Origin of the sequence: Pseudomonas xanthosomatis (genome assembly GCF_019139835.1) — a bacterium.
GTDB lineage: Bacteria > Pseudomonadota > Gammaproteobacteria > Pseudomonadales > Pseudomonadaceae > Aquipseudomonas > Aquipseudomonas fakonensis.
Genome location: NZ_CP077075.1, coordinates 4,805,006 through 4,820,628, shown reverse-complemented (window position 1 = coordinate 4,820,628; position 15,623 = coordinate 4,805,006). Strand labels below are relative to the sequence as shown.

The 15,623-nt window shown below is 58.1% G+C and carries 15 protein-coding genes; 8 read left to right on the top strand and 7 right to left on the bottom strand.

Annotation, left to right across the window (positions count from 1 at the left end; translation table 11 throughout):
* Nucleotides 1-46: 46 nt before the first annotated feature.
* Nucleotides 47-277: a helix-turn-helix domain-containing protein gene (locus tag KSS93_RS21230; protein ID WP_217885850.1), complete on the bottom strand. Its 231-nt coding sequence runs from the start codon at nucleotides 275-277 to the stop codon at nucleotides 47-49.
* A 177-nt stretch (nucleotides 278-454) separates the two neighbouring features.
* Between KSS93_RS21230 and KSS93_RS21225 the strand changes: the two genes are divergently transcribed.
* Both KSS93_RS21225 and KSS93_RS21220 read left to right on the top strand, forming a co-directional pair.
* Entirely contained in the window at nucleotides 455-799 is a 345-nt protein-coding gene (locus tag KSS93_RS21225; RefSeq protein WP_217885849.1) for a hypothetical protein, read from the top strand.
* A gap of 23 nt (nucleotides 800-822) precedes the next feature.
* Nucleotides 823-1,245 (top strand): hypothetical protein, encoded by a 423-nt coding sequence (locus KSS93_RS21220; RefSeq protein WP_217885848.1) that lies wholly within the window; start codon nucleotides 823-825, stop codon nucleotides 1,243-1,245.
* Between the two features lie 540 nt (nucleotides 1,246-1,785).
* Here the strand turns inward: KSS93_RS21220 and KSS93_RS21215 are convergent.
* The 4 genes from KSS93_RS21215 to KSS93_RS21200 all read right to left on the bottom strand — a co-directional run bounded on the left by KSS93_RS21215 (nucleotide 1,786) and on the right by KSS93_RS21200 (nucleotide 6,111).
* Nucleotides 1,786-2,595: a hypothetical protein gene (locus KSS93_RS21215; protein WP_217885847.1), complete on the bottom strand. Its 810-nt coding sequence runs from the start codon at nucleotides 2,593-2,595 to the stop codon at nucleotides 1,786-1,788.
* 594 nt (nucleotides 2,596-3,189) lie between these two features.
* The gene (locus tag KSS93_RS21210) at nucleotides 3,190-3,675 is read right to left on the bottom strand and encodes a hypothetical protein (RefSeq protein ID WP_217885846.1); all 486 of its coding nucleotides are present in this window, start codon (nucleotides 3,673-3,675) and stop codon (nucleotides 3,190-3,192) included.
* The gene (locus KSS93_RS21205; protein WP_217885845.1) at nucleotides 3,662-3,871 is read right to left on the bottom strand and encodes a hypothetical protein; all 210 of its coding nucleotides are present in this window, start codon (nucleotides 3,869-3,871) and stop codon (nucleotides 3,662-3,664) included. Before KSS93_RS21205 ends, KSS93_RS21210 begins: the two co-directional genes overlap by 14 nt.
* 947 nt (nucleotides 3,872-4,818) lie before the next feature.
* A complete protein-coding gene (locus KSS93_RS21200) occupies nucleotides 4,819-6,111 on the bottom strand; it encodes a site-specific integrase (protein WP_217885844.1) in 1,293 nt (430 codons plus the stop codon).
* Nucleotides 6,112-6,581: 470 nt separating this feature from the next.
* Between KSS93_RS21200 and KSS93_RS21195 the strand changes: the two genes are divergently transcribed.
* The 4 genes from KSS93_RS21195 to KSS93_RS21180 all read left to right on the top strand — a co-directional run bounded on the left by KSS93_RS21195 (nucleotide 6,582) and on the right by KSS93_RS21180 (nucleotide 10,749).
* Nucleotides 6,582-7,628: an N-acetylmuramidase family protein gene (locus KSS93_RS21195; protein ID WP_217885843.1), complete on the top strand. Its 1,047-nt coding sequence runs from the start codon at nucleotides 6,582-6,584 to the stop codon at nucleotides 7,626-7,628.
* Nucleotide 7,629: 1 nt separating this feature from the next.
* A complete protein-coding gene (locus KSS93_RS21190) occupies nucleotides 7,630-8,241 on the top strand; it encodes an SH3 domain-containing protein (RefSeq protein WP_217885842.1) in 612 nt (203 codons plus the stop codon).
* Nucleotides 8,242-8,358: 117 nt separating this feature from the next.
* A complete protein-coding gene (locus tag KSS93_RS21185; RefSeq protein ID WP_225917232.1) occupies nucleotides 8,359-8,784 on the top strand; it encodes a hypothetical protein in 426 nt (141 codons plus the stop codon).
* Nucleotides 8,785-8,805: 21 nt separating this feature from the next.
* Nucleotides 8,806-10,749 (top strand): hypothetical protein, encoded by a 1,944-nt coding sequence (locus KSS93_RS21180; RefSeq protein ID WP_217885841.1) that lies wholly within the window; start codon nucleotides 8,806-8,808, stop codon nucleotides 10,747-10,749.
* 229 nt (nucleotides 10,750-10,978) lie between these two features.
* Here the strand turns inward: KSS93_RS21180 and KSS93_RS21175 are convergent, their stop codons facing one another.
* Both KSS93_RS21175 and KSS93_RS21170 read right to left on the bottom strand, forming a co-directional pair.
* Nucleotides 10,979-11,257, bottom strand: a complete 279-nt coding sequence (locus tag KSS93_RS21175) for a hypothetical protein (protein WP_217885840.1) — start codon at nucleotides 11,255-11,257, stop codon at nucleotides 10,979-10,981.
* 880 nt (nucleotides 11,258-12,137) lie between these two features.
* A complete protein-coding gene (locus KSS93_RS21170; protein ID WP_217885839.1) occupies nucleotides 12,138-12,890 on the bottom strand; it encodes a substrate-binding periplasmic protein in 753 nt (250 codons plus the stop codon).
* Nucleotides 12,891-13,022: 132 nt separating this feature from the next.
* Here KSS93_RS21170 and dnaX point away from each other — a divergent pair, with 132 nt between their 5' ends.
* A complete protein-coding gene (gene dnaX, locus KSS93_RS21165) occupies nucleotides 13,023-15,110 on the top strand; it encodes a DNA polymerase III subunit gamma/tau (protein ID WP_217885838.1) in 2,088 nt (695 codons plus the stop codon).
* A gap of 65 nt (nucleotides 15,111-15,175) precedes the next feature.
* The gene (locus KSS93_RS21160; RefSeq protein WP_023535908.1) at nucleotides 15,176-15,511 is read left to right on the top strand and encodes a YbaB/EbfC family nucleoid-associated protein; all 336 of its coding nucleotides are present in this window, start codon (nucleotides 15,176-15,178) and stop codon (nucleotides 15,509-15,511) included.
* Nucleotides 15,512-15,623: the final 112 nt, after the last annotated feature.

Genomic DNA, 15,623 nt, shown 5'->3' with positions numbered 1-15,623 from the left:
CATAGAGATTATTTCATTCAGCATCAATGCATTCGCACACCCCGTGTCACCTTAACTCCTCCTCTACCAAGAGGAGGAGGGCGGATGGGCTGCACTTCAGCGCGCCGGCTAGCTTGAACAAGACAGCAATCGTAGGTTGGTTGATGCCTCGCTCTATCAAGCTGACGTAATTGCGTTGTACGTCTGCTTCCAACGCCAGCTGCTCTTGAGTGAGACCTGCTTCTTGTCTTTTCTGCCGTAGTACACGCCCAAAAGCTATCCCGATTTCCAATGCCATCGCTCCACGCCGCTGAAGGAGCACTTTCGGGGGTGTGGGCGGTCCGGTCTTCACAATATATTGTGAAAAAATGGATGCGTATGGCACCATGGAAGTCATGGGGTGCTGTGCGTCAGCTCTCAATGGCAGGTGTGGGATCGCGTCCTGATTTGACGGTGATGATTTGGAGTGGAAAAAATGAAGGGCAAAATTCGTTATCTTGGTTTGGCTGCGTATGCGGTCATTGGCGTCTCCAACGCTGCTCAGCCTTCCGCCAAGGAGTTGGCTCAGAAGGTCAACTGTATGGCCTCGTACCAAGTCGCTGAGCAGATCATGGGGGATAGGCAAGCAGGTATTACGCTACCGGATGAAATGGAGCATCACAAAGACCATGAGTTTCTGCACGACCTGATCGACAAGGCATATGCCAAGCCTTTCTACAGCGGCGAAGAGTACAAGAAGAGAGCTATCCAGGACTTTGCGGAGGCAGAATATGCTGAATGCAAGAAAGAAGTAGCTCATGCTCTTGCTGGCGAGCAATGAATTTCAGAACAAGGACGAAGGTCATGCGTAAATTGATTGCCGCAGCTGCGATTGCAGTTCTCAGCGGCTGTGCTGCACCGCCCTCCATTGGTCAGGCTATCCCAGCACCGGCTAACCGACTTCTTGCACTGCAAGGAGAGGAGCAGGGCAAGGGCGGCACGGTCACTGTGATTCGTGAAGGAGCTGCCCAGGGTGGTCATTGTTTCTTCGGCATTTATCTTGATGGGAAGCTTGTCGCTCGACTAGATAACAACGAGAAGGCCAGCTTCCATGTGAAGTCCGGTAGAAGGCTCGTTGGTGTTGGCTCCGACCCTCAAGGGGCTGGACCTTGCTCAGGGAACGCTCAATTCAAAAGGGAAGTGGCTACATGGATTGAGGTTGGTGAAAGCCAAACTTTCCGCATTGCATTCCAACCAATGTTGGACATTCGCCCATCGTCTTACTGACGAATTCCTTGCACGTGCAAGCGGTGGCAGTTCACACCGTCGAACGGTGAGGATGATGACACGGTGTTTGTGGGATCGTTCCTCACCTTCACTTTCGGATGATCTAGGATTACCCTATTCAGCGTTGACGCTGAAGAATGATTGTCGAGGATGAATCCTCAAGAGCGTCAACCTACCGGTTTCCTTGGCGATCACTGATTGACAATCAGAAAATCATCTCTCATACACTCAGTGATCGCAGGTGAGCGAACAGAGTGAGTGAATGCTTCTCAATAGGGAGGCAGACAGCCTACCACTCTCTTGATCTGTCTTCTGTACTCAGTACAGGAAAGCAATATTATTAGCGAAGCTAAGAGTAATCTTCTCTCTAGTTTGGGATGGTTTACCCATCCTCTCCTTTCCAATTCCTCAGAGAATCATTGCAGGGTGTACACCCTGAAGAAACCTATCGTTCGTCAACGAACAAGTAAGCACATTCGCTTCACCCACACACTCTCGCCCACTCTAAGATATGGTGGGCGCGACTGGGTGAATGGGCAGTCATGCCGCCGATTTCAGCCACCCTTGCTCTTCGACGAAATCGAGGAAGTAGTCATGTGTGTTAGGTTCTGGGATGAACCTATCGACTGCCAGCTGACCTGCTACTCGCTTTGGTGCAGGGCTATCGACATAGCCATCAAGCACGTCAGTAATGTTTTTCGTTCTTTCGAGCAAAGTGGACACAGGTTCTTGACCCAATCCACTAACGAGCTTGAGTACATGGCGACGAGCCGCAAATCGCTGCTTGCTAACAGAGTCGGTATTTTCATTACTGCTGAACTCAAACATGAATTCATCCATCAGTTCATCAAGGCGAGAAGAAAGCACGCTTGCAGCCTGCTCAAGAGTTACGCGGCTTGCAGTTGGAGCTGAATTGTCAATCCAGTCGGGAATGAATTTGGCCTCTTGCCCACTGGTGGTAGCCTGTTCCCGAACCTTCGTCTTGACCCGCTTGATGGTGTCTTGGTCATACAGGCTTTTGTAAAGTCCTTCAGAATGGTTCCATGCACAACCATACTCATGGTGCAGAATGCTACGGAGTTCGTAGTCCTTGATTCCTTGCCCTCGGGTCGCAAGCTCGTAAACTTGAGCTGCTGATTTTTCGAACGTTGTTCTTGGTTGCTGTTTCACCACCGGCACACCCTGAGTAATTTTGCGGACAAAATGCTCGGTTGCACCTGTGCTAGCAGCAATGTTTCGGCGAGACATACCTGTCAGGTGCAATTCCATGATTTGCTGGATGCGAGCGTCATCATTTGCAGCCAGGTTGGCATCAAAAGCTTTGGAAGCAGCGGCGTTTTGAATTTTCATTATTTCGTCCTTTTCAAGTTCTGTTCATGGCATTTCCTCTCGGGTGGTGCCGGTTTGGTTTCGGTGCAAATTCTCAAATCGCAGACACGACGAAGCTCCCTATGATGCGCAGTTCGTTCTTACGAAAGCGGTCGTGTGGAGATGGGCGCGTAGCACCGGGGTGTACTGGATTTAGGGTGCGTATTCTACACGAAATCGGTCGCAAATGCAAGCAATTCTTATTTAGATAAAATCAATTCTCATCTACTACACATCAAGTCTCTGTATACTTTCCTGTTTCGATTTGAGCAACGATAGCCTCGACCCGCCACCCGTCCATGCCCGGCGAGTTAAAACGTTCAGAATCAATCGCTTGACGCCTTCCTGCCGCAATTTCAATATTATCTCTCAATAAAAAGAACAAATGTCCTATTCGTTCAAAACTGACGAAGTTTCTGTGCGAATGTTGGGTGTGCTGAGCACTCGATCGCTCATCCCCAATGTTTATCGAAGTGAAACCACCTTTCCCTATGCAAAGAAAAGCCCGCACCAACCAAAAGCTGATGCGGGCACTCTGTTAATTTCATTGTTATTGAGCCTGGGTCGAGTTGACGGTTACTCTGGAATCACAAGAGGCTTGTAGCACGCCTGAACTTGCTTCTCAATCTCTGCAAGCTGTTTGGCCTTCTTGTCTTCCTGGACTTTCAGTTCCTTTTCCTGTTGAGTTTGGATCAGCTGCTGCCTTAGCAAATCTTGATACCGTGCGTGTTCTGATTCGAGCCATTCAACATATTCGTTTTTGACCTTGACCTTGATATCCGCAATGTCCTCAGCTTGCATTGACTGTGGCTTGGTCATGTAGCATGCATGGTGCAAGCTTTCATGATGTACTGGATAGTTTATTGCAATAGTATAACCGGCTGCTGCTTTATCAATAACGGCTTGCAAGTGCCCGTGTGGGAGAGGGTGTTGGACTAACTCCATACTATTTGTAGTGTTGTGATAAACATTGACCCATGACTCGACGCGGGTTTGAAATTCGGCGTCACTCCACTTTGGAGGGGTTCCATTGATCGTGATCTTCTCTTTAGCTGCGGTCATTGAGCGTTTCCTTTTGTTTGTTAATGTAGTTAATCGTCTGAGTGATAATCTTGATCCTGTAAGCCTCATCTAGGTCGTCAGAAACTTCTTCGGTTGTGTCGGGCTGAGTAGGCTTGGTAATAGTAAGTTGTTTCTCATTGAGCTTTTCTCTTCGAACAATGGCACGCTTCAGCCCAGTGATAAAGACGTCATTCATGCCCTGAACACCCATTGTTTATTCAAAGATTCAATGGCCTCGCAGCAGCGTTGAAACTCACTTCGATTGCCGGTTGCCAAAGCGGCAGCCCTTAGGGCTTGATGATACTTTATCTGACTGCAAATGAATTTATTATCCATGTTTAATCACCATCTCATTAAGATATTGGCTAATGCCTTTTCCAGCTTGGAATGCTGCGATCGACAAGTCTGTATGGATATCGTTGGGTACTTTGAAATGAATCAAAGTGTAATTGGCTCGATTTGCCCTGAAGAGTTTTCCACGGCAACTACTGCTGCACGTGATTGCGTGACTACGCATATTATTAATTGACTTATTGCAGGTCTTGCACAAGCGAATGTCTTTCATAAATACCTCCATAGGGCAATGAGTTGTTTAACTTTTAACAGATATTATTGTGGATAAAGTAAATCCCCCGAAGACCTGTAACGGCCCTCGGGAGAAATGGAGAAGGAAAAAGTGCTACTGACCTGCGGGGTACTTGTCAGTAGCGAGGCGACAACTTATTGAAGGAGTGGCAACAAGTAGCCGTCAGGAATAAAATTCAATGGAATTAACTTTGATGAGTTTGGTTTACTAGGTAAAACTGACCTGCGAGCCGAATGGCCGCGAAGACTAGGAGGCACTAAAATACTATTGCTGATTACATTCATATTGTAATGGAAATACACAAAAAAGTCAATAGCGTTACATATGTTCTTGAAAGTACTTTCAGGCTGCTTTGTTCGTCACTAATACTTTCACGTTATTCTTCAGAACAACTTCCTCAGCATATCAGCAGTAACCTCAACAGGCACGCCCTTAACGTATGTGTCGGATGTGATAGTGCGGAAGGCGTGCCCCATTCCAGCTTGAGAATGGAGCACGGGCGTACCTTTTATATGCTTCAATGGCGTAACTAATAAAATACTAGACTGCCTTGAATGCTACTTGATGTGGGCTAGCGCCTCCTGCATCGCCCTTATTGGTGTCCTGCTTCCGTAGATACCAAATGTGACAGAGCTGTCCTCGTGCCCCACCATGCGCTTGATTAACGAGTCCTGAACGCCTGCATCCCTTAGGTCATCAATGAGCGTGTGACGGAAGCTGTGGAAGGTCTTCCGGGTGTCAGTGATACCCAGCTTTGTCTTGTACCTGCCAAACCATTTAGATGGAGCATGACCTAGCTTGCCTCGGACAGCTTCCAATTCGGGGAATAACCGAACTGCTCCAGTAGATTTCACCGACTCGACGTGCTGTAGGAAGCCAAGGTCGAGCAGTACGGGGTGGATGGGCAGGATACGACGGCTGCTAGCGTTCTTGAGATTTTGGTCTTCATGATTGTCATCAATGCGGATGCAGTGGATGCCATGTTGTTCTATGAGGTTATCGACACGTAACTGGCACAGTTCTTCCAGTCGTGCCCCAGTAGTGCGCCCAAGGAGCGGCAACCAGTACCGCCAAGGATGTTTGCGGGCTTCGTTCCGTAAGGTCTCATGGTCGAGCAGGGTTGCAAGGTCGTGGCGGTCAAAAGAAAGTCGGGCTTCTTTGGCTGATCCTGTCATGACCTTCATTCCCGCTAAGGGGTTGTCAGCGACGTACCCGTTTGCCTTGCACCAGTTCATAAAGGCGGTGAGCTTCCTTAGTCGGTTGTTTACGGTCACTGCGGTGATGGTCTTGTACGTGCTGCTCGACTCTACTACCTGCTTCAGGCTCTTTCCTTTGAATTCGGGCCGTAAGCCGAAGTACTGGGGGCACCGGCTGAGTCGTTCCTTCAGCAGTCGGGCTTGCTGAGCGTCGAAGGATTCAGCGGGCATATCGCCCATCAGCTCGAACAGATCGGACAATGCACGCTCCACTTCTTCGACGCTGCCCTGCCGCCATGTGCTGCCCCGTTTGCCTTCCTCAATGTAGAGCTTCGACAGAGAGGCGAGGGTAGGGCCATCGCTCCGTGGTGCGACGGTAACGCTTGTAACCCTCCGTGATGCACTCTGGATGATTGGTTGAAGGGTAGCTTCTCGCCACTGCGTGCAAAGGGCACGTAGCGTCTGGAGGTCTTCTAGAGGGTGCTCACTGAGGTGGTGATGTACTTGCCGGGCCAGTGTGCTAGCGAGAAACGTGGCGGCTTGACGTTCTCTGAGGCCGAGACAGATACGTAGGGTTTGGCGGGTCGGAAACAGATGCTTTGGTAGTCGAAGGTTGAGGTAGTAAACGGACTGACGACGGACGATGTAGGCCATGGAAACACCAGAGTGGACCAATAAAGTGGACCAATTGAGTGGAACAATTCTGGCCGCACCCCAAGCTTTGAGCGCCCACGCTGAGTGCCTGGACGGATAGACATGTTGGCACCTCATCAGCCTCAAACCCTTGCCCCGTAAGCCCCGCATTGATTACCAGCATGCTTGCATGCGACCTAGGCATGGCCCGGAAGGGAGCAGCCATAGCGGGAACATCGAGTGCCGGGGTGTGGCTGGTGGGGCCGCCTCCATTTTGGGCCCACGGTCCACCTCTGCTGATACCTGCCTCCCAGTCGCCGCCCACGCTTCTTGCGTGTCTTCGCGTATCTGCTTCACAACTTCAAAGTCCATCTCTGGACAACTCAAAACCACCTTGTTAGTTTTCGCACGCCATATGTTTCAATATATGACTACGGCAATGGACTGATATCAAATTGATATCGCCGCATCAACTAACAAGGATGTACGCAATGAAAAACCTGAAAGGGTTGCCCAAGCTTATCTCGGCTTCGGTAGGCTCGCCGGGCAAGGCCCGCAATGTGCCTGCCGATGTTCAGTGCATCCAGTACCTGTTCAATCTGATCATTCCAAGGCTGGGCCTGCCATTGCAGGAAAACGGCCGGTGTGACAATCAACTGGTGCAGTGCATCACCCAGTACCAGTTCCGCCATTTGAAGTACGCGCACCCTGACGGGGTGGTCGACCCAGGCGGGCGCACCTTCAACAGCCTGATCGAAGAGGCCCTGCGCGTACCGGTCAAGCAGCACCCCACGCTGCGCCTGCCGACCTTCTTCAATGCTTTCAGCAACAAGGGCCCGGACATGATCCAGGCTACGGTAAACAACTACCTGGCGCGCGCCCGGGCGATCATCGAGGCCGAGCGGCGCAACCGCGAGCAGGCGCTCAAATCCACCTGCGATGGCGGCACCACCCTGAGTGACGCCGATTACCAGTACGCCGCCACCCAGTTGGGCGATGGCATCCCGGCGAACTTGATCAAGGCCTTTGCCCAGGTGGAGTCCGGTGGCCGCTCTGGCTTTGCGCCAAACGGCCTGCCGATCATTGCCTTCGAAGGGCACTGGTTCCAGCGTCTGACCAACGGCAAATACGACCAGACCCACCCGCTGCTGTCGTACCGCTACAAGAAAAAAGCCGGCCCGCAGTGGCAGCACAACAACAAGGACCAGGACAAAGCCTGGGAAACCTTGGCCACCGCCTTTGCCCTGGACCAGGACGCGGCGTTGCAATCGGCCTCCTATGGCATGTTCCAGACCCTCGGCATCAACTATGGAAAGTGCGGTCACAAGAACGTGTTCGAATTTGTGGCAGCAATGAAAATCAACGCCAGCAAGCAACTCGAGGCGTTTCTGAACTACTGCAAGAAAACCCCTGCGTTTATCCCCGCGGCCAAGGCCAAGAACTACGCCGGCATGGCGCAAAGTTACAATGGCGATGACTACGGCAACTATGACGTGCTGATCAAGCAAGCCTACGAAAAACTGGAAGGGAAGCGCTGATATGAACCGGATTCTTTGTGCAGGCCTGCTGGCACTGGGTGCACTGGTGGCGACGCCGTTGTTTGCCGCCGGCAGTGCCATCAAGCCTGGCCGCTACGATGCGATGATGCTGGCAGTGACCCCGGACCACCAGGTCCAGGGCTACTACCTCGAAGAGCTGGGCGAAGGCGTGAGCCGGCGTTGCACCTTCTACCTCCAGGGGGCGATCGATGGCCCGTCGCCCGCGCCGATCACCACCTGGCGCACAGAGGCGCTGCCCGGCAGCATTGCGGCGTCCGATAAAGGCGTGGTGCTGACCGTGGCGCGCGGCGATGAACACCCCGGCTGTTCGAGTGTGCTGGGGCCGATGATCGCCAAAGGCCTGCCACTGCAGCGCATCGACACCCGGCCCTGGATCGGCCTGGTCAGCATTGCTGCCGACAAGGCTTACCTGCTCAAGAACCCGGGCAGCAAAGCCGGCAAACGCCCCTACATCATCAAGAACGATGTGGTCGGCGTGCTCGAGTACAAGGATGGCTGGGCCCGGGTGGAGTACGTCAACGGCGATGACCGCTCGTTCAAGGGCTGGATCCGCGCCGATCAGTTCACCAAGCTGGTACCGCCACAAGGCTGAGCCTGCGTGGTTTCGGGGCCGAACCACGGCCCCGTCGACTTTTCTTACGCCCCTGCCTCTTTCCCTCTCGTCCTCCCAGGGTTTTAATTCCAGCACGATCCCGCGTGGCGCCTTATCATGCGCACCCGTCCGTTCGGCCAGGAGACAGCGACCGTGGAACACGTCGACGAGCTTACCCGTCAAAAAATCCGTGAGTGGCAGGCGCGCCGCCTGGAAATCAAGGACCAGATGGCCAGCCAGCCCGAGCGGGTGCTGGAGCTGTCGCGGGTGCTCGACCAGATGGAAGACGAGCACGAGCAGATTCTCGCCGAAGCCGTGCCGCCAGCACCGGCCCCTGTGGCTGCCGCGTTTGAGCTGCAACTGAGCGTGTCTGCGGCCAACCGCCGCGACCTGCGCAAGCTGCTGGAACTGGCCCTGCACGAACTGGATGGCGCGCTCGACGAGCCTGAAACCGACGCCCGCCACGCCGGCGACATGGCCGGCTCGCTGGGCGCCTACCGCTTCGAACTGGCGGTGGGCGAGCCACCGGCCAACCCTGAATGAACCCTTGTACCCTGAGCCCACATGCAGCCTGAACACTTCGACTTTTCCCGTCCGGTCTTTTTGCCGATCACCCTCGAGGTGTGCCAGGGCCTGCTCGAGGCCGAAGGCGCGCCTGAGCTGGACGCGCTGAGCGAGCCGGAGCTGGCGGCGCTGCTGGTGATCCAGAACCTGGCCCAGAGCCAGGGCCAGCTGGATGCGCGCGGCGCAGAAAAGGTGCTAGGCAAACTGTTGGCCTGGGCTGTCGAGGGTGTTCATTCGCCTGGGGTGGGGCTGCTGTCGGAAGCGCGCCGGCTGTTCGATGCACGCAAGCTGTACTTCGGCCTTGAGGTGATCAAAGGCTCCAAGTTGCGCCTGCTGGATGCCGAAGAAGTGGCCGCCCGCGAGTACCTGCTGGCCGATGGAAAGTGGGACTTCGAGTTTCGCATTCGCCGTCAGCAGGGTGACAACCCGTTCAGCCAGCAGGTGGTCACAGGTTTTGACAAGGAGCGCTGGCTCACCGTCGAGCAGGACAAGCTGCTCAAGGTGATCCGCGCCAACCTCGACGAAGATATCCACGTGCAGGGGTATGCCGGTATCGGCAAGAGCTACCTGCTCGGCGCGCTGATGGACTGCCTGCCCGGCGGCCGGGTGCTCGCACTGGCGCGCACCCCGGCCAAGCTCGGCGCGCTGCGCCAGCGCATGGGCCTGGATGCCCAGGCCAAGGTTGGCACCACCTTTGGCCAGTTCGCCCGCGTGCTGCTCAAGGATGCCCGCCCGGCCAACAGCCGCACGCCGGTGCCGGGCAAGCGCAAGCTGGCCGAGGAGCTGGGCATTCTGGGCTTGCGCCAGTACGACGCCGAACACGCCCTGGAGATCTGCCTGGAGGTGCTGCAAAGCTACTGCCAGAGCCGCGACTACAGCCTGGCCAACCGCCACCTGCCGTTCTTCCGCCAGGCCCTGAGCGCGGCGGATGCCCAGGCGCTGCTCGAATACGCCAGCCGCCTGTGGCGCTACCTGGAGGCCAACCCGGCGTGGGGTGCGCAGACCGGTTTTGAGGCGCTGCTGCTGATCAAGCGTGCCAGCCTTGCCGGTTGCAGCGTGCCCGGGCGCTTCAGCCACGTGATCATCGACGAGAGCCAGGACGCCCCGGCCTCGCTGCTGCAGATCATCGAGCGCGGCCGCCAGGTGCTGATCACCCTGGGCGACGAATACCAGAAGGCCACTGGCGAGGTGGTGCGGCGCGAACGCCAGGTGCGGCACAAGGACATGGCTTTTGCCGTGCGTTCCGGGCCCAAGGTCGAGCGCCTGATCAACCCGCTGATCGGCATGCATTCACGCAAGTCCAAGGTGCAGTTCGAGGCGGCGCGCAGTGTCGATGTGGGCATCGAGCACTACCCCCAGGGCTTCGTGCCGCCCGAAGGCTGCGTGGTGCTCACCGCCTCGCGCTGGGACACCATGCGCTGGGCCATGGAACTGGCCGAGGGCAACTGCCTGCTGGCGTTCCCCGACTGGCCCGATATGCGCCGCTTCATGGCCAGCGCGGTGGGGTTGTTCCGCGCGGCGTTCTACGCCAGCGGCCAGGATGCAGCCGATGCCCACCCGTACTTTGCCCACTTGCCCGACTGGCAGCAGGTGCGCGAGTCCGAACGCTTCGACGAGTCGTTCCTGTGGGTCGAGGCGCGGCTGCAGGGCGGCTACAAGTTCGCCGACCTGACCTGCCTGGATGCGCGGGTCAGCGATACCCGCGCCAGCCTCACGCTGATGATGGCGCAGGAGGCCGGGGGCCTTGAGTTCGACCAGGTGCTGCTGACCCCGGAGCTGATGAGCACCCAGCCGTTTCGCGATGCCTATGCCTTCGATGCACGTATTTGCGCGGTGTATATCGCCCTGTCCCGGGCGCGCCGGCAGCTGTACCTGCCGTATGACGTGCAGGAGTGGATCGACTACCACAAAGGGCAGCCGTTCCGGGAGTTGCACGGGTACTGATGGGCATTGCGCCGGGGGTACTGCACCAGCGTGGGAGCTGGCTTGCCGGCGATGAGGGCGGCCCAGGCGCAAGAGACTGGCCCGAAACAAATGTAGGAGCCGGCTTGCCGGCGATGCGCCGCGCGGGCGGCGCTCGATCTCTTAGGCGCCAGAAGGCTTTCGGCGAACACCGGTCAGCCTTGATGCGATCACTTCAAGGCACCTGCTGGGCTTCATCGCCGGCACAGTCTCAATGCTCTGTACGGTTCTCCACAGCGCTAGCCAGCGCATCCGCCTGGCCCCAGGCAATCTGCATGGCGCGCAGGCCGAGCTGCAGCAACTGTCGGGTTTCCTCGTCCTTGATGCGGTCCAGCGCGCGGTGGCTGTCGCTGAAGGCGAACATCAGGTAGTGGGAGACATTCATCAGCACGTATTCCATCGGTACCACGCCATCCTGGATTGCGCGGGCGAGGGACTTTTCAGGGGGGAGGATGAATTGATGGGGTGGGTCGGGGACGATTTTTTTCATGTGGTCACCTGAATGCATGAATGCTGCACCGCTCGTTTCCACACGAAAGGGTGGCAGCTGTACACGGGGTGGAAACCCGGGCGCATTCAGGAATACCCGGGAGGCATAGAGCCTCCCGCGCACAGCCGCCATGACGACACGTACCTGAATACTTATGCGGGTTTCCACACCCGATCGCTGAACCCTCAGCGACCGGCAGAGCCTAGTGGGCAGTGATTCCCCGGACAATCAGACGCACATCGACAGGTTTCGTAGGATATTTCCATGGTGTTCGTGGTGGTGTGGGAAATATCTGGCGAATGCGTAGGGCGCTTCCTTGAGCTCGGCCGATGCCTCTGTAGGAGCTGGCTTGCCAGCGATGAGGCCGGTCCAGGCGCAAACAATGCGGTGGTTGGGCGAGTCAGCGCTTTCAAGGTGTTTGTGTCAGGGCTGCCAGGTGTTCGCCGAAAGTTCGTGTCAGGGCCTCCAGGTGTTCGCCACAGCCCTTGCAGCGCCTATGAGATCGAGCGCCGCCCGCGCGGCGCATCGCGGGCAAGCCCGCTCCCACAGTTTGTTTCGGGCCAGTTATTTCTGTGCAAGTACCGGCGCCTGCCTTGGTGCATGCCTTGAGTCATATGGGGCGGCAGCCACGCCCACGCTGAAACCGCGTAGTACCAACAAGGCGGACCAGGTGATGGCACAGAACAGACTGGCCCGAAACAAATGTGGGAGCGGGCTTGCCCGCGATGCGCCGCGCGGGCGGCGCTCGATCTCATAGGCGCTGCAAGGGCTGTGGCGAACACCTGGCGGCCCTGACACGAACTTCCGGCGAACACCTGTCAGCCCTGATGCAATCCCCTCGAAATCCCGACCGCAACCCCCATCGCCAACAAACCACCCCCTACCTCGATGGCGCAGCAGGCCCATCGGTATACCGCCGAATAATCCGCTCGATCTCCCCCGACTGCTTGATCCGCACCAACGCCCGCAGCACCGCCTGGGTCGGCAGTGCCGGGTCACTGCGCACCATGCAGCCCAGTGCCTGCTCCTGCAGCACGGCCAGCACCTGCAAACGCTGCTCCGGCGGCAACTGGCGGTTGTACCACTGCAGCGACAGCTGGTTGCTCACCGCATGCCGGTAACGCTGGGCCTGCAGCTTGCGCAGTACCAGCAACTGGCTGCGGCTGTCTTCACGCTGCAGCCGGCCGCTGGCGAACAGCGGCTCAAGCGTCGGGTAGGTGTAGCCCAGCACCGTACCGATGGCCTGGGCTGGCAGTGCTTCAGGTGAGGTAGGGGTAGTGTCGCCGGGGCGGCCGACCAGCAGGTCGCGCTGCTCGATCAGCGGAATGCTCCAGATATATTCGCCAGGGCGGTCGGTCAGCCACTGTGTGGCGACGTAGCAGCGCACATCGATGTCGCCGCTTTGCATGGCCTCCTCCACACGCAGCCGGGCCATCACGTGGTAGCGCGGGGTGATGCCGGTTTCCTGGGCGATGGCCTGGATAATGTCGTAGATGATGCCTTCAACCGGCTGCTCGTGCTCGATGCGTACCAGCGGCATGCTCCAGCTTTCGGCAATGGAAAAACGCAGCTCTGCCGCCCCGGCCAGGCTGTGGGTGGCCCATAACAACAGCATCGCCAGGACTCGCCGCACGCCCCATCCTCCCTGATCAGCCCTGCGCCATGCCTGCCAGTGAGCTTAGACCAGAACCGCAGGGTGCAATTTCCCCCTCGCTCCGCTAGCATTAGCGCTCTTTCCGCCCGCTCCGGTCACGATGGTTTTTTGATGAGTTATCAGGTTCTTGCACGTAAATGGCGCCCGCGCTCGTTCCGCGAAATGGTCGGCCAGACCCATGTGCTCAAGGCTTTGATCAACGCCCTGGACAACCAGCGCCTGCACCACGCCTACCTGTTCACCGGTACCCGTGGCGTGGGCAAGACTACCATCGCCCGTATCATCGCCAAGTGCCTGAACTGCGAAACCGGCATCACCTCCACCCCGTGCGGCACCTGCTCGGTGTGCCGGGAGATCGACGAGGGCCGCTTCGTCGACCTGATCGAGATCGACGCCGCCAGCCGCACCAAGGTCGAAGACACCCGCGAGCTGCTCGATAACGTGCAGTACGCCCCGAGCCGCGGGCGCTTCAAGGTCTACCTGATCGACGAAGTGCACATGCTCTCGACGCACTCCTTCAACGCCTTGTTGAAGACCCTCGAAGAGCCGCCGCCCTACGTCAAGTTCATCCTCGCCACCACCGACCCGCAAAAACTGCCGGCCACCATCCTGTCACGCTGCCTGCAGTTCTCGCTGAAGAACATGAGCCCGGAGCGGGTAGTCGAGCACCTGAGCCACGTGCTCGGCGCCGAGAACGTGCCGTTCGAGGACGATGCCCTGTGGCTGCTGGGCCGCGCAGCCGACGGCTCGATGCGCGACGCCATGAGCCTTACCGATCAGGCCATCGCCTTTGGTGAAGGCAAGGTGTTGGCCGCCGATGTGCGGGCGATGCTCGGCACCCTCGACCACGGCCAGGTGTACGGCGTGCTGCAGGCACTGCTTGAAGGCGATGCCCGGGCGCTGCTGCAGGCGGTACGTGACCTGGCCGAGCAGGGCCCGGACTGGAACGGCGTACTGTCTGAGATGCTCAACGTGCTGCACCGCGTGGCCATTGCCCAGGCGCTGCCTGAGGCGGTCGACAACGGCCAGGGCGACCGCGAGCGCGTGCTGGCGCTGGCCCAGGCGTTGCCGGCAGAAGACGTGCAGTTCTACTACCAGATGGGCCTGATCGGCCGGCGCGACCTGCCCCTGGCGCCAGACCCGCGTGGCGGTTTCGAGATGGTGCTGCTGCGCATGCTGGCGTTCCGCCCGGCCGACAGCGACGACGCACCACGGCCGGTGCTAAAGCCAGTGGGGATCAGCCCGGCCACAGCTGATCCGGCAACACCGGTGGCCGCGGTGGCTACCGTTGCCCCGGCGGCGCCCGTTGCAGCGCCTGTGCCGGCTCCAGCCCCGGTCGCCAGCGAGCCGCTGCAGCCGCTTGTTGAGCCTGAGCCTGAGCCTGAGCCAGCCCCTGTTGTTGAGCCTGAACCGCAATCAGCAGTGCCCGAGCCCCAGCCGGAACCAGAGCCCGAGCCTGCTCCCGTGGAAGAGGTGATCGACCTGCCTTGGGAAGAGCCTGTTGCCACTGCCCAGCTGGAACCCGAGCCGGTCGCGCCGCCGCCAGTCGCCGAGCCCGAGCCTGCGCCCGCGCCAGCTTTCAGCCAGCCCGACTACGACGAGCCGCCGTTCGATCCGTCTGCTTATAACCCGGCAGGCATGGACCGCGACGACGAACCGCCGGCAGACGAAGACTACTACGCCCCCGACGTCGACCCGGCCGGCTTCAGCTACCTCGACGAGCTGGCCGAGCACGTGCAGGAAGAAGCGCCCGCCAAGGCCCCCGAGCCGCTGCCGGCGTCCAAGCCGGCTACAGGCCTGGCCCTGCAATGGCTGGAATTATTCCCGCAGTTGCCTGTCTCGGGTATGACAGGCAACATCGCCGCGAACTGTACGCTGATCGCCGCCGACGGTGACGACTGGCTGCTGCATCTGGACCCGGGCCAGGGCGCGCTGTTCAACTCGACGCAGCAGCGCCGGCTCAACGATGCGCTCAACCAGCAGTTGGGCCGCGAGATCCGCCTGAAGATCGAGCTGATCCGCCCCGAGCAGGAAACCCCGGCCCAGGCCGCCGCTCGCAAGCGCGCCGAGCGCCAGAACGACGCCGTGCTGTCGATCGAGCAAGACCCGCTCATCCAGCAGATGATCAAGCAGTTCGGCGCGACGGTGAGGCAGGATACTATTGAGCCTGTAGACGCCCTGGCCAGCCAGGGCCAATAACGGATAACCATGCAGCCGGCCTTGTGCCCGGCTGTATTACATGACCCAGATCGAGGTACTTCCCCATGATGAAAGGTGGCATGGCCGGCCTGATGAAGCAGGCCCAGCAAATGCAGGAAAAGATGCAGAAGATGCAGGAAGAGCTGGCCAACGCCGAAGTCACCGGCCAGTCCGGTGGTGGCCTGGTGAGCGTGGTGATGACCGGCCGCCACGACGTCAAGCGCGTGAGCATCGACCAGAGCCTGATGTCGACTGAAGAAGACGACAAGGAAGTGCTGGAAGACCTGATCGCCGCCGCGCTGAACGACGCCGTGCGCAAGATCGAGCAGAGCAGCCAGGAGAAAATGGGCGGCATGACCGCCGGCATGCAACTGCCGCCAGGCTTCAAGATGCCGTTCTAAGGCATCCGGTCTGTTCAAAAAGCCGCCGATGGGTAACCACCGGCGGTTTTTTTGTGCGTATACAGGCGTACAACTCATTTTGAACGCGTGCTCCATTCCCTGTGGGAGCAAG

Excerpts from the sequence above, each read along its gene's own strand:
- KSS93_RS21195 (WP_217885843.1), top strand. The coding sequence starts at position 6,582 with ATGAAAAACCTGAAAGGGTTGCCCAAGCTTATCTCGGCTTCGGTAGGC.
- KSS93_RS21230 (WP_217885850.1), bottom strand. The coding sequence starts at position 277 with ATGGCATTGGAAATCGGGATAGCTTTTGGGCGTGTACTACGGCAGAAA.
- KSS93_RS21180 (WP_217885841.1), top strand. The coding sequence starts at position 8,806 with ATGCAGCCTGAACACTTCGACTTTTCCCGTCCGGTCTTTTTGCCGATC.
- dnaX (WP_217885838.1), top strand. The coding sequence starts at position 13,023 with ATGAGTTATCAGGTTCTTGCACGTAAATGGCGCCCGCGCTCGTTCCGC.
- KSS93_RS21160 (WP_023535908.1), top strand. The coding sequence starts at position 15,176 with ATGATGAAAGGTGGCATGGCCGGCCTGATGAAGCAGGCCCAGCAAATG.
- KSS93_RS21185 (WP_225917232.1), top strand. The coding sequence starts at position 8,359 with ATGCGCACCCGTCCGTTCGGCCAGGAGACAGCGACCGTGGAACACGTC.
- KSS93_RS21205 (WP_217885845.1), bottom strand. The coding sequence starts at position 3,871 with ATGAATGACGTCTTTATCACTGGGCTGAAGCGTGCCATTGTTCGAAGA.
- KSS93_RS21220 (WP_217885848.1), top strand. The coding sequence starts at position 823 with ATGCGTAAATTGATTGCCGCAGCTGCGATTGCAGTTCTCAGCGGCTGT.
- KSS93_RS21215 (WP_217885847.1), bottom strand. The coding sequence starts at position 2,595 with ATGAAAATTCAAAACGCCGCTGCTTCCAAAGCTTTTGATGCCAACCTG.
- KSS93_RS21210 (WP_217885846.1), bottom strand. The coding sequence starts at position 3,675 with ATGACCGCAGCTAAAGAGAAGATCACGATCAATGGAACCCCTCCAAAG.
- KSS93_RS21190 (WP_217885842.1), top strand. The coding sequence starts at position 7,630 with ATGAACCGGATTCTTTGTGCAGGCCTGCTGGCACTGGGTGCACTGGTG.
- KSS93_RS21200 (WP_217885844.1), bottom strand. The coding sequence starts at position 6,111 with ATGGCCTACATCGTCCGTCGTCAGTCCGTTTACTACCTCAACCTTCGA.
- KSS93_RS21175 (WP_217885840.1), bottom strand. The coding sequence starts at position 11,257 with ATGAAAAAAATCGTCCCCGACCCACCCCATCAATTCATCCTCCCCCCT.
- KSS93_RS21225 (WP_217885849.1), top strand. The coding sequence starts at position 455 with ATGAAGGGCAAAATTCGTTATCTTGGTTTGGCTGCGTATGCGGTCATT.